Consider the following 12,920-nt stretch of genomic DNA (forward strand, 5'->3'; position numbering starts at 1 on the left):
AGAGGGTGGGGTGAGGGGGAGCCTCAGCAAGCGAGGTGAGAGATGGACTCGCGGAGAGTCCCCCTCACCCGGAATCCGCGCGTTCCGCGCGAATTCCGACCTCTCCCCGCACGCGGGGCGAGGTGAAGAAGCACCTGCTCCGCGGCGATAGCTTTGATCCGCCCCGCTACTTCTTCTTCTGGCCGATCTCCGGCTGCCACGCCGCATCCTTGCGGCTGGGCGCTGCGGCGCTGGTCTTGATCTTGTCTTTCTTCGGCTTCTTGGTCTCGCGGTTGCTGCGTTGCTGTCCCTTGGCCATGATTTCGTCTCCTCCTGGGTTTCGAGTTCGTCCGCGTGAAATGGGCGCTGCAATGGTCGCCGGCGGGTTACGAGATACATCCGCCCGAGCCATTGAAGATCGCCGCTGCGCACACGAGGCGCGAAAGATGCAGCGCAACATCGACGCGCGGCAATTGCGTGAGCTGCGCTGACATGGTCGAGCGTACGCCCGCGCCCTGCCGATGGCGAGGACTAAAACGCCGCGCGCGCGTGTCGCGCTTGCCGCTTAAGTCCCGGCCGGCGCTGACATAAAGCTGGCTATTGCCGCGCAACGAGCGCATGGTTCGCCATGGCTGGCGTCGGTTGGGGCCCCTTCTTTGCGAAAGGCAGGCGCGCATGACCATCCGCTCGCGGCGAGAAACCATCACCTTCAAGCATCCATTCCACATCCGCGGCCTCGCGCGCGAATTGCCGGCCGGCGCCTATGAGGTCGTCACCGACGAGGAGATGATCGAGGGCCTGTCGTTCGCGTCCTATCGCCGCGTCGCCACCATGATCACGGTGCCCTCCGAAGGCGTGCGCGGTGCGACGGAGATGCTCTCGATCGGCTCGGTCGACCTTGCGGATGCCCAACGTATCGATGCGAGTGCCTGAAATGACTGACATCCCGGTCGATCTCGACAGCCACCGCGGCATGGCCGCCCAGAAGGCAACCGATCTGCGCCGCGCGCTGGCCGATGTCGAGGCCCAGGTCAGGGAGCTGCGCGAGCGCGAGGCCGAACTCGAAAACCGCATGATGTCGGTGCCCGCCACGTCCTGGCCCGAGGCCGCCGTGAAGGCCCGCCATCTGCTCAACCTCTACGCCGCGAGCCTGCCCGCCGAGGACACCCGCCACCGCGCGCTGGTGGCCGCACTGTTCGACGATTTCGCAAGACTCAACGGCGACGGCTGAAGCGAGCCAACTCGTGGCGCCATCGCGCAACGCTCGCAAACACACCCGTCGTCCTGGCGAAAGCCAGGACCCATAACCACCGAAGCGACTTGTTGTGCACCCTAGTGCCACAGCCTGCTTCGATAACGCCGACCGACGCCCCCGTGCGCAATTGCGCAATCCCGGCACGACGCGCGGACGCCAAAGGAGTACCCCATGACACTCACCAGCAGCCGCTTCATCGCCCACGACCAGGACCGCGGCATCGTCCAGTTCTCGATGCAGGACGGCAGCAAGGAGATCGCCTGCGCGATCTCGACCTCCGCCATGGACGACCTCGAGCGCGGCCCGCGCGCCAGGCCAAGCGAGCGCGAAGAGCAGTTCACGCGCCTGCGCGAACGCATCGAAGCCTGCACCGGACGCAAATATCAGGCGACGGAGTTCGAAGGCACGCCACCGGGAATCGTGCTGCGGAGCATTGATTTTCGGGGGTAGGGGAGGCGGGACGGGCTATTGCGGTTCGGTCTTGTGCATCGTGCGGAGGCAACGGTGCGGATTCTGAGTGTTGGAGATATTCTCGCCCATAGAGTTGCCGGTGCCGTTATAGCAACGTCACGAAGGTTTTAGGTCGTTCCGCGACGTGCTCCACGGTACATACCCTCTTGTGGTGCTACTGGGGCGGATGAGGAGAGTGGAGTGCGGTGCTAGGCGGTCCGCGTGACGCATACCTAATGCCTGCCGATCAACTGAATACTCTACCTAGGCGTTAGGTGCAGGATCAGCTCTCGAGCTGGTCGTCTAGCATTTCTTCCGGCCTTATTTCCGCGATTGTCACTTGTTCCGCCCAAAGTGCTGAAGTGGCTCGCAACTGATTTCTTGCGAACCTTAAAATGTCTAGCTGCGATCTTCTTTACTTGATCCCCGGAAAGTCCGTTTGAACAGGAGTGATCTGGAAACGTAACAATTACAGCTGCACGCTTCTTGGCGATTGCACCCAGAAGATCGTCGAATGCGTTTTCGGACTCGGATTGTACACTATATCGCGAACGTGGCCGTTGACGCTCTGGCGGATAGCGCCCCACTCCGCTTACTTCGATGCGTTCACCGCGTGCGATCGTTTCCAGCACATGATAAAATCTACTGTAGTGGACGCCTGAATAGGGCGGATCGATAAAAACTAGATCTCCTGCTTGGAGTTGAAGCGCCATCAAATTGGCGTCGATTTTCTTCGCATGCCCCACCCTCTGGGCGGATAGCGTAGCTAGTTCAATCAACTCCTTTTTGGTCTGGCCGACGACATCGCGTCTCCATGCCTCCTCTAAGAATCGTATCGCGGTGATCGTTGGTTGGAATGGCTGCGCGGTATGACCCGGACTGGCGGCGCAATGACTAGCCGCTCTGATTAGAGCGGCTAGCGCGACGCATCGTCGGTTACGATCTCCTGGCAGAGTGTTTCGGAGCGCGTCAATCCACACCGCTTGGGCGGCGCAAAAATAATGGCCACCATAGGCAGATGTGATCGGAAGTGCCTGTCTCTCGCACCACTCTCTTTGTGAGCGAACGATCCGCTTACTCACAGTTGCAGGAAGGCAAGGGGTCGATTGGTGCTGTTTGGAGAACTCAGATGCGCGTCTGAACCAATTGTCCCACAGTCGTTGCGGATCAAAAGTCCGTTTGCGTGAGACGATAGCGTTGGCGAGAATAACGCTATAGGTTTGTAGATCGGTTGCGACCACCTCGATGTCAAAACGTTGAGCCACATGACTGGCGACTGCAGCCGATCCGGCAAATAGGTCAACAAACCTGGTGGCCTTGGGGACTTCGCGATCTAGTAACGTTCCTAAGCCGTTGCGTAGCATCGACCTTTTTGAGCCCATATACTTCATACTTGCTCATCCCCCCGGATGAATGTCACGGAATGGCGCCCCAGATTGCGGCCCGTTCGCAGCTGCCGAGATCTATGAGAGCTTCGTGAAGTTCGGCGCCTATCCGATAGAAAGTCTGCTTATTCTTTGCGTGTTTCGACTGAAAGTCCGCGACCTCGCCGAGTTGCAAGTCAATGTCCGCCCACAAGTCCGTAGGAGCTACGGCCGATCCTTCCCATAAGCCTCGAGCGCGTCCTAGGCCGCTTGACCAGAACTCAAGTTCGGCCTCGGTAATTCCAACAGAGCGAAATAGATCGGCAGCAGCGCCCGAGGCGGTGCGGAGGAGCAATGTGGCGCGCGAAGCAATAGTTTCGGCCCCGCTTCCAGAAATAGTGTTTGGCTCCCGTGAGCGGATAAGCACCAAAGAGTCTGCAGGCATGACCTTCCGCGTCAAAAAACGAACGATTTCGGCTTCGACCGGCGGATCAAAGTTCTGAGGCTTCACGATCTTGGTGACGTGACGTAGGAAGTCCGGTGCAGCCTGAGACGCCGCTCGACCAGAGAGCGCCTGGAAATGTGTTTCTATAGAGACGCGCAGAATGTGCCGATCGATAATATCAAACCGAGAATTGGCAGACGGCTCTAGAACTGACCACAACTCGCTGACGTAATTTAACACCTCAGCCGCCTCCAGTTCCCATGCCTTTGGCAGGCCGTCTGGTTGGTAGCTGGAGAGATTTCGCGCATCACGGTCATCAGGAAACGACTTCAGATCCATGCCCCATTGTCGGAACCATGCTTGGGCTTGTTTTGCGACGACGTTTGCACCCCCAACCGGATCAAACCACTGGGCCAAATCGAGCCCAAATGGACGAATCAATTTGATAAAGAGGTCTCCGGACGTAGAAAGAGACGACCAGTAGTCTAGGCATGCCCACGAAAAATCATGAGTTCCAGACTTGTTGTCCAACTGTTTTGCTTGATTTGCTGCCGTAATTGCAAAGTGATGATGATTGAAAATCCCAACACCCCGAGCAGCTAGCAGCGACTTCGTCGCGCGCAGCTCCGCGTAGTAAGCCAAATGTCTTGCGATATGCGGGTCGCCACGCAAGAGCGCGGAGATTGAGCGGCCAAGGTAACCCCATCCGTCCGCACAGTGTAGCAGGCAGCTCGCCGCAATGTACTGAGACAGGTCCCTTTGATGAGGGGCTCGTCCCGCTTTTATGTCGGCCTTCAGCTTCGTTAGGTCGGTAGCATAGGAATTCGACGAACCAAGCCATTGTGAAGACGACATGAACGCCTTCAGGCCCGCCAAAGTAGTTTCAATACTCCGAGGGTCAAGGTCCTTGATTGTTTTGCGATCGGTGCGGTTCAGAGCCATTGTCTTAAAGTCGCTTAGCCGCTTCCGCCACAGAACCCTTGCCGCTCTTCAATGTCTTAATCAGCTGAAGCCGCAGTTCTTTGTATCCGCTGCCCCCGCGGAAGCCGAGCTTCGGAACTCGCTCGCTTTCTGAAAGCTGCGGAGCTGCGCTTGTTCGCCAATCGAATTTGGTCAGTTGCGTCGCGATATCTCGCAGGAAGATTGCCGCCGTATGTTTTTGAAGAGTCTCTAACGCTAATGTCACGGCGTTAGCGTCGTTTGCGCTGCGCTGCTGCTGAACTTGCCAAGTGCGCAAATCTAATCTGGTGGCCCAAACGAAGCAGAGATCGTTCACGACGTGGAGAAATCCACGTACGCCTTGGTCAGTGACGACCAGTGTGTATGGTCCATAAAATGCAGCGTCTTCTGTTGGGCGAGGTTCATCCGGCTTGATGGCGGCGATCCTGAGCTTCTCCGCCCACGGCTCCTTTGATTTCTTGACTGCGAGGCGAAATTGATCCCACGCGTATATCAAGAACGCAGCTTGTTGAGCTCTGCTCCACCCAAGAACTTCCTGTCCCTCAGCCATTCGTGAGCCGAACAATCCGCCGGGGTCTCCCTTGGTGCCGCTCCATCGCTTGACGAAGGTTGCCATCAGCGACTTTATCCATGCGGATTGCGTAACCCACGGGGTCTTCTTCTCACCGAGCATGTTGATACGATCGTACCAAGGGCTACTTTGGTGGGACCAAAGTGCCTCCGTGAGCTCTTGCGATCGGGTCTCTCTATAAACCGCGTGCCCTTCAGCCCGATCAAGCCAATCCTCAGCTCGCAGCAGGGGATACAAATCGAAGGCAAGGCTTGGGTTAATCCGTTTTGGTTTGATGTTTACGGTCCAGAACAGATACGCTTGCCAGCTTATATCAAGTCCATGAAAGGCAACTACGGGCAATTCGAAATCGCTATCTGCATCATCACCAAACGCCCATAGTCGATGCTGGCCGTCAATGACCTCCAGCGGCGGAATTGAAGTAGGCTTCCAAGAATGTGTCCATTCGCTGTAGGGAAGAGCTAACTGACAACTGGTCCCATCCTCTACGACTCGGACGAGATCGTCGGCGGCTACCTTTCCAGTGCCGTGATCCTCATTCGCGGCGAGTATGTTGATAACAATGGACGTCGGAAGCCAGCCGGGCTTCCTGAGGTCATTGAATTCTTCGGATCTTCGTTTTGCATCGCTCAGTGTGGACCAAGGATAGCCGTATTCCACAAATCGAGCGATCTCTTCAGAGCGCTCGGGATCGTGTTGACGCTGGATACCAAGATCGGCTGCACGCGGCGTAATGCCTGCAGATTGTCGGCGTGCAATGCCTGAAAGACTTCGAAGTTCTCTTGCGGGCAGCGAAAATATGTAGAAGTGCCCTGGTGGCCGCCTGCGATGGTCCTTTGGATTAAAGTCGATACGTTCCCATCCAGGGAGCCATTGTCGGACTTTGATAGCGCTTACTCGTCGTCCTTCGGAAACCTTGGTGCGCGCTATCTTTTCCTTAGCCAAGGTATGTCCCCAACACGCGTGGATGTTATCAATTTCTTAGTGAGCGAAGCTTAACAGCGACTTATTGCATTCTGTGATTGCGGATGTAATACGACTATCGTTTTAGCTGTAGATGTGGCTGATACCACGGAAGCGAAGTCTTCCGCGCCTTCACTTTCGATGCAAACCTAGACTCGAATTCGGGGGTTAGCGTTTCGTACAATGCTGCAAGAGCTGGAGGGATCTTCAGTGCCTCCTTGTTACACTCACGCGTTAGTTTTGCCAGTGCGGTCGAGAACCAACTTACAAGGTCCGTTTCGCGGGATCGTTTCGCATCGAGGATCTTCCAGGAATGTCCCCACGCTTCCATCGCCGAAATGGCGCGGAACGCGTGGTCGTGATTCGTGAAGGCTCTCTCTTCTCCTCTATGAAATCGCCAGTTGCGTTCGTTTCTAAGCTGCGTCGAAGTGTCAAAGACGCTTTCAAGCGCCTGCACGACATTTGCAGGAACGGCCTTTTTCCGGAGGGCTTCAAGTGTGCAGGCCCGAGGGTCCAAGCCACATTCAAAAACTTCATCCGTTAAGAGCAAGCAGCAATCAAAGACCGACACAAATCGCATAAGAAATGTATCTGTTGCTACCGTCAGCCACTCATACCGACTCAGCGGGAAGTCAAGGAACGAAATCGGAAGGTTTCGAAGTCGGAGCATCTTCAGTGCAACGTTGATCGATTCGACTCGTTGAACCAAGAAACTTAAGCGCCAGTAGACGCGCATTACATAAAGACAGTCAGGATGTCGGTTTAGCTGTTGGTTGTTGCTGAGGCCCAGCTCCAGCGGGATCGCCAAACAAAAAACACGCGCGATGAATGCGTGTTCGTCACCGATAATCCGCGCGGGCGTCGGTCGCCGCGTTCTTTTCGTCATTTGCCGTGAACTCAAATTGTGTCCTCTGGTCGTCCAGAGGGCGTTGTTCAATCGCACAAAAGCAATACGGTAGCTCGTAGCGAGTATTTGTGTCTGGTACAACTGACGTCGATCGCTGCAGCGCAAACAAAAACGGCCGGATCTTCCGATCCGGCCGTCACGCAAAACTCTTCCGGCTAAACCTACGCCTCGCGACGCAAGCCTTCACCCAATTCGAAAATTCTTAGCTCGCCTTCTTCGCCGGCGCGGGGGTCGGGCCGACCTTCTTCTGGATGGCGCGCTTCAGCTCGAGGGCGCGCGGCGACAGCACGGCGGCCTTGGCCTTGAGCAGGAAGGGATCGAGACCGCCATTGTGGTCGACGCTCTTGATCGCGTTGGTGGAGACGCGCAGGCGCACGTTGCGGCCCAGCGCTTCGCTGATGAAGGTCACGTTGACCAGGTTCGGCAGGAAGCGGCGCTTGGTCTTGATGTTGGAGTGGCTGACCGTGTGGCCGACCTGGGGGCCCTTGGCCGTCAATTCGCAGCGGCGAGACATGGCAAAATCCTCAATCTTTCCCAACGATGTGCGGCCGCCATTCGGGGCGCCACGGGCAAATTCTCTGTCCTTGCAGGGAGCGGGCGGACGTATAGGGGGGAAGCGGCGGGACGTCAAGGCGACGGGCCGTTTTTGGCCCGTCGTCCCGGGGCGCGCGAGAGCGCGAAACCGGGATCTCGAGCGGCATAAAGCGGTGTCATCGCCCGCGAAGGCGGGCGATCCAGTACTCCGAGAAAGCGCGGCTAGAGTCGAGGGGCCGCGGCGTACTGGATGCCCCGCCTTCGCGGGGCATGACAGCGGGGCATGACAGCAAGACATGACGGCGGCGGAGGTGGCGGGGTGAGGTGCGCGCTTCTGACCCGCCCCTATCACCAAAACGGCAATGATTATCGCGCCTTACCATCACATAAAGGGCGTATTCGCGCCCGAAGAGTGCAGTGGAGTTCCGGACGCGGATAGGCCCGGACGCATTGCTTGGCGCGGTTTTTGGCTTAAGTAACAACCGTTCGCGCCCCGATTGGATTGTTTCGTGCTCACAACGCCTCATCTTGCGCCCGGCCTGTGCTCAACGGAGCTGCGCGCGAGCCATCCGCGCGCTGCCGGTCGCGGGCTCATGGCGGCCCTTTTCGGGCTGGTTTTGGCGTGGGCGGCGGAGCCCGCGGCGGCGCAGGGCAAGCTCGAGGCGCAATACGAGGCGACGCTGGCGGGCATTCCCGTCGGCCGAGGCGCCTGGAACATCGACATCCAGGACGATGTGTTCGCGGCCGCGGCCTCCGGCGGCACCTCGGGGCTGCTGAAATCGTTCGCGGGCGGGTCCGGCACCGGCGCCTCGCAGGGCCGCGTGGTCAACGGCGCGCTGGTCGCGACCGGCTACCAGGCCTCCACCACCACCTCGAAGAAGACCGAAGAGATCCGCATCACGCTCGACAAGGGCAATGTGAAGGATTTTGCCATCCTGCCGGAGCCGCCGGTCGATCCCGACCGCATCGTCGTCACCGACGCGCATCGCCGCGGCGTCTGGGATCCGATGACGGCCTCGCTGGTGCGCGTCTCCGGCAGCGGCGACGTGCTGTCGGCGGACGCCTGCCACGGCAGCGCCGCCGTGTTCGACGGCCGCATGCGCTACGAGCTGAAGCTCGATTTCAAGCGCATGGAGAATGTGAAGGCGGAGAAGGGCTATCACGGCCAGGTCGTGGTCTGCTCGCTGTATTTCGTGCCCATCGCCGGCTACATCCCCGACCGTCCCGTGATCAAATATCTCGCCGCCCAGCGCAACATCGAGGTCGCGTTCGCGCCGATCGCCGGCACGCGCGTCCTGGTCCCGTTCTGGCTGAAAGTGCCGACCCCGCTCGGGCCGGCCATGCTGGAAGCCACGAGCTTCATCACCAGCGCCCAGCCGCCCAAGGTCGCGAAGACGCAGTGAAGCTCGCTGCCGTAGCCCGGATGGAGCGCAGCGCAATCCGGGGTTCTTTGCTTGGCCCCCGCATTACGCTCCGCTCCATGCGGGCTACGAACCTGCCTTTGGGGTGAAAATAAACATCAATGATTTCAACGACATCCCTACTGTGCATGGGGTTGTTTTCGCACTTTTGTTTTGGAGGGGGCTCGGGGTGCGGGAATCCATTTGACTCCTCCCCGATTCTGATTCGACTCCGCGCCGTCCCCAGCTTTAACGAATCCGCCATCGAAACGTCGCTTGTGCGGCGGGGCAAAACTCCATCTAGTGCGAACCCAATAAGCCTCCCGCGACATCTTGCGTGAACGGAACAGGACTCAAGAGGGAGTCACCGATTCGGCCGCGATTCGTTCTCAACTCGTTCCGAAGCTTAAAGCCAACGGGAAAAGCGTCGCAAAGTGAGACAGTTGCGCGGGATCTGGGGAAGGGCGCCGCATTCTCCGCCGTCATGCCCCGGCTTGACCGGGGCATCCAGTACGCCGCGCCCTCTCGGTCTGATCTGCGCCGCCTCTGGAATACTGGATCGCCCGGTCGAGCCGGGCGATGACAGCGGTGTGTGAGGCGAGCCCTTCGCGCCACCGCCCCAAAACAGCACTGACATTCGCCCCAATCGCCATTACCTAATCCCCCAGATGCCTTTTTCCTCCTCCCCCTTCGCTTCCGATCGGCTTCCCGGCGCCGGCGTCACTGCGGTGCTTGGTCCCACCAACACCGGCAAGACCCATCTCGCCATCGAGCGGATGCTCGCGCATCCCTCCGGCATGATCGGGCTGCCGCTGCGCCTGCTGGCGCGCGAGGTCTACAACAAGATCGCCGCGCGGGTCGGCCCCGATGCCGTCGCGCTCGTGACCGGCGAGGAGAAGATCAAGCCGAAAGCGCCGCGCTACTGGGTCTCGACCGTCGAGGCGATGCCGCGCGATCTCGACGTCTCGTTCCTCGCCGTCGACGAGGTGCAGATCGCATCCGATCTGGAACGCGGGCACGTCTTCACCGACCGCATCCTCAACCGCCGCGGCCGCGACGAGACGCTGCTGCTGGGCGCTGCCACAATGCGCCCGATCATCGAGCGGCTGCTGCCCGGCGTCTCCATGATCACGCGGCCGCGCCTGTCGCAGCTGGAATTCGCCGGCGACCGCAAGATCACGCGGCAGCCGCGCCGCACGGCGATTGTCGCCTTCTCGGCCGACGAGGTCTACGCCATCGCCGAGCTGATCCGCCGCCAGCATGGCGGCGCCGCCGTGGTGCTGGGCTCGCTGTCACCGCGCACCCGCAACGCCCAGGTCGCGATGTTCCAGAACGGCGAGGTCGATTACCTCGTCGCCACCGATGCCGTCGGCATGGGCCTCAATCTCGACGTCGACCACGTCGCCTTTGCCTCCGACCGCAAGTTCGACGGCTACCAGTTCCGCCGCCTGACGCCGTCCGAATTCGCCCAGATCGCCGGCCGCGCCGGCCGCGCCACCCGCAACGGCACCTTCGGCACCACCGGTCGCTGCGGACCGTTCGAGCCCGAACTCGTCAATGCGCTGCAGAACCACACCTTCGATCCCGTGAAGGTTTTGCAATGGCGCAATTCGAAGCTGGATTTTGCTTCGCTCGGCGCGCTCCAGGTCTCGCTGAACCTGGCCCCCGGCCATGAGGCGCTGACGCGAGCGCCGATCGCCGAGGACATGCGCGTGCTCGACCACGCCGCCCGCGACGCCGAGGTGCGCGATGTCGCACATGGCAAGGACGCCGTGGAACGGCTGTGGGAGGCCTGCCAGGTCCCGGATTATCGAAAGCTGTCGCCGGCCGCTCATGCCGAGCTGGTGACGACGCTCTACGGCTTCCTGATGCGGAAGGGATGCATCCCCGACGCCTGGTTCAGGACCCAGATCGACCAGGCCGACCGCGTCGACGGCGATATCGACACGCTGTCGGCCCGGATCGCGCAGATTCGCACCTGGACCTTCGTCGCCAACCGTCCCGACTGGCTGAAAGACCCGGAACGCTGGCAGGGGATCGCCCGCGAGGTCGAAAATAAATTATCGGATGCGCTCCATGAACGCTTGACTGAGCGTTTCGTTGATCGCCGGACCAGTGTATTGATGCGCCGCCTGCGGGAGAACACGAGCTTGAATACGGAAATCGGCAAGACCGGCGAAGTCATCGTCGAAGGCCATGTCATCGGCCGCCTCGATGGCTTCACCTTTGCACCGGATGCGGCGGAAGCTGGCTCCGATGCGAAAGCGTTGCAGGCTGCAGCGCAGGCCGTGCTCGCCGGCGAGATCAACGCGCGCGCCGAAAAACTGGGCAACGCACCGGACGAGCAGTTCGTGCTGACCTCGGAAGGCATCATCCGCTGGACCGGTGACGCCGTGGCGCGGCTGTCTGCCGCAGAGGACGCGCTGCATCCGCGCATCCGCATCATCTCCGACGAACGCCTCACGGGCGCCCCCCGCGACAAGGTGCAGGCCCGGCTCGACCTCTGGCTCAAGACGCATATCGAAAAGCTGCTCGGGCCGCTGTTCGAACTCAGCAAGGCCGAGGACGTCACCGGCATCGCCCGCGGCATCGCCTATCAGCTCGTCGAGGCGCTCGGCGTGCTGGAGCGCCCGAAGATCGCCAACGAGCTGAAGGACCTCGATCAGCCCTCGCGCGCGACCTTGCGCAAATACGGCGTCCGCTTCGGCGCCTATCACCTCTATTTCCCCGGCCTGCTCAAGCCGGCCGGGCGCGCGCTGGCCGCGCTGCTCTGGGCGCTGAAGCAGGACAATGTCGATCCCTCGGCGTTGTCGGGCGCGCAGCATCTGGCGAGCTCGGGCCGCACCTCGTTCCCGGTCGACAAGCAGCTGCCGCGCGATGCCTATCGCGTGCTCGGCTACAAGCAGGCCGGCGAGCGCGCCGTGCGCGTCGACATCCTGGAGCGCCTGGCCGATCTGATCCGTCCGGCGCTGGCCTGGCGCGAGAACGCGTCCGGCGAAAAGCCCGCCGGTGCATTCGACGGCCGCAGCTTTGTGGTGACGCAGGCGATGACCTCGCTCACCGGCTCGGCCGGCGAAGACTTTGCCTCCGTGCTGCGTGCGCTCGGCTATCGCATGGACAAGCGTCCGCCGCTGCCGGCAAAGCCGGCCGCAGCTGTTGCCGAGACGCCTGTTGTCGAAGCCTCCAGCGAAGAGACGCCCGCAACCGAAACGCCGGTCGAGGACGCCGCAGTTCCCGCGGACACCGCGATCGAAGCCGCCGCCGAGCCTGTGACCGTCGAAGACGCGCCCGGCATGGAGCAGCACGACGAGCCCGCGCCTGAAGAGCCGGCGCTTGAGGCTTCCGTCACGCCGGAAGACGCTCCCGGCATCGCGCCACCTGCGGAAGAGGCTGCGCCAACCGTTGAAGCTGCCGAAGCCGCTCCCGCCGAAACCGCGCCTGCCGAAACCGCATCTGCGGAGACGGCTGCAACCGAAGCCGCAGCGTCGGCCGATGCGGCAGCACCTGTGGAGGCCGCGGCCACGCCGGCCGAGCCCGAGCTCATCGAGGTCTGGCGTCCCGCCGGTCGTCACGACGATCGCAAGCCGCGCCACGAGCGCCATCGCAACCAGCGCCATCACCAGCCGCGTCCGCAGGCGGCTGCTGAAGCAGGCGCCGCGCCCGCCGAAGGCGAAGCCCAGCCTGCCGCCGACGGCGAGAAGCGCGGTGAGCGTCATCGCCATGGCGGTCATCGTCGCGATGGTGGCAGAGACTTCCGCAAGCCGCGCGAAGGTGGCGCCGAAGCCGCGCCGCGTCCCGAGGGCCGCGACGACAAGAACCGTCGCTTCGAGGGCAAGAATGGCGGCAACAAGGACCGCGACAACAAGGATCGCAACAAGGGCAAGTTCGGCGGCGATCGCGACAAGGGCCGCGACAACCGCGGCCGCGACCGTGACAAGGGCCGCGACCGCCAGGGCGGACCCTCGCTGCGTCCCTATGCATCGAGCGCCACCCCGCGCGAGCGCGATCGTCCGGTCGATCCGAACTCGCCGTTCGCCAAGCTCGCTGCGCTGAAAGAGCAGCTGTCTGGCCGCAAGGAGTGAGCCCACGACC

Annotated in this window: 12 protein-coding genes; 5 read left to right on the forward strand and 7 right to left on the reverse strand. The window is 61.2% G+C overall.

The annotated features are described in order from the left end of the window. Positions 1-166: 166 nt before the first annotated feature. A complete protein-coding gene (locus BRA471DRAFT_RS39930) occupies positions 167-298 on the reverse strand; it encodes a hypothetical protein (protein ID WP_007599247.1) in 132 nt (43 codons plus the stop codon). Positions 299-365: 67 nt separating this feature from the next. After that, positions 366-599, reverse strand: coding sequence for a hypothetical protein (locus tag BRA471DRAFT_RS37795; RefSeq protein WP_157233961.1), 234 nt, complete (start codon positions 597-599; stop codon positions 366-368). A 55-nt stretch (positions 600-654) separates the two neighbouring features. On the opposite strand from BRA471DRAFT_RS37795, the gene BRA471DRAFT_RS03055 reads away from it, so the two are divergent. The 3 genes from BRA471DRAFT_RS03055 (at position 655) to BRA471DRAFT_RS03065 (ending at position 1,684) form a co-directional block, all read left to right on the forward strand. Continuing rightward, a complete protein-coding gene (locus BRA471DRAFT_RS03055) occupies positions 655-912 on the forward strand; it encodes a hypothetical protein (protein ID WP_007604597.1) in 258 nt (85 codons plus the stop codon). A 1-nt stretch (position 913) separates the two neighbouring features. Continuing rightward, complete coding sequence (locus tag BRA471DRAFT_RS03060; RefSeq protein WP_007599252.1) at positions 914-1,210, forward strand: hypothetical protein; 297 nt, start codon at positions 914-916, stop codon at positions 1,208-1,210. 195 nt (positions 1,211-1,405) lie between these two features. Further along, positions 1,406-1,684, forward strand: coding sequence for a DUF1488 family protein (locus BRA471DRAFT_RS03065; RefSeq protein WP_007604598.1), 279 nt, complete (start codon positions 1,406-1,408; stop codon positions 1,682-1,684). A gap of 260 nt (positions 1,685-1,944) precedes the next feature. Here BRA471DRAFT_RS03065 and BRA471DRAFT_RS36045 read toward each other — a convergent pair whose 3' ends face one another. The 5 genes from BRA471DRAFT_RS36045 to rpmB all read right to left on the reverse strand — a co-directional run bounded on the left by BRA471DRAFT_RS36045 (position 1,945) and on the right by rpmB (position 7,408). After that, positions 1,945-3,075, reverse strand: coding sequence for a DNA adenine methylase (locus BRA471DRAFT_RS36045; RefSeq protein ID WP_007604599.1), 1,131 nt, complete (start codon positions 3,073-3,075; stop codon positions 1,945-1,947). Positions 3,076-3,100: 25 nt separating this feature from the next. Next, positions 3,101-4,435: a hypothetical protein gene (locus tag BRA471DRAFT_RS03070; RefSeq protein WP_035973498.1), complete on the reverse strand. Its 1,335-nt coding sequence runs from the start codon at positions 4,433-4,435 to the stop codon at positions 3,101-3,103. Positions 4,436-4,439: 4 nt separating this feature from the next. Next, positions 4,440-5,969, reverse strand: coding sequence for a DGQHR domain-containing protein (locus BRA471DRAFT_RS03075; RefSeq protein WP_007604601.1), 1,530 nt, complete (start codon positions 5,967-5,969; stop codon positions 4,440-4,442). Positions 5,970-6,063: 94 nt separating this feature from the next. After that, the gene (locus tag BRA471DRAFT_RS35590; protein WP_007604602.1) at positions 6,064-6,873 is read right to left on the reverse strand and encodes a hypothetical protein; all 810 of its coding nucleotides are present in this window, start codon (positions 6,871-6,873) and stop codon (positions 6,064-6,066) included. 223 nt (positions 6,874-7,096) lie between these two features. Further along, on the reverse strand, positions 7,097-7,408 hold the full coding sequence (gene rpmB, locus BRA471DRAFT_RS03085) for a 50S ribosomal protein L28 (protein ID WP_007604603.1): 312 nt from the start codon (positions 7,406-7,408) through the stop codon (positions 7,097-7,099). Between the two features lie 613 nt (positions 7,409-8,021). On the opposite strand from rpmB, the gene BRA471DRAFT_RS03090 reads away from it, so the two are divergent. After that, positions 8,022-8,831, forward strand: coding sequence for a DUF3108 domain-containing protein (locus BRA471DRAFT_RS03090; protein ID WP_007604604.1), 810 nt, complete (start codon positions 8,022-8,024; stop codon positions 8,829-8,831). Positions 8,832-9,496: 665 nt separating this feature from the next. Further along, positions 9,497-12,910: a helicase-related protein gene (locus BRA471DRAFT_RS03095; RefSeq protein WP_007604605.1), complete on the forward strand. Its 3,414-nt coding sequence runs from the start codon at positions 9,497-9,499 to the stop codon at positions 12,908-12,910. Positions 12,911-12,920: the final 10 nt, after the last annotated feature.

Source organism: Bradyrhizobium sp. WSM471, from assembly GCF_000244915.1.
Taxonomy (GTDB): Bacteria; Pseudomonadota; Alphaproteobacteria; order Rhizobiales; family Xanthobacteraceae; genus Bradyrhizobium.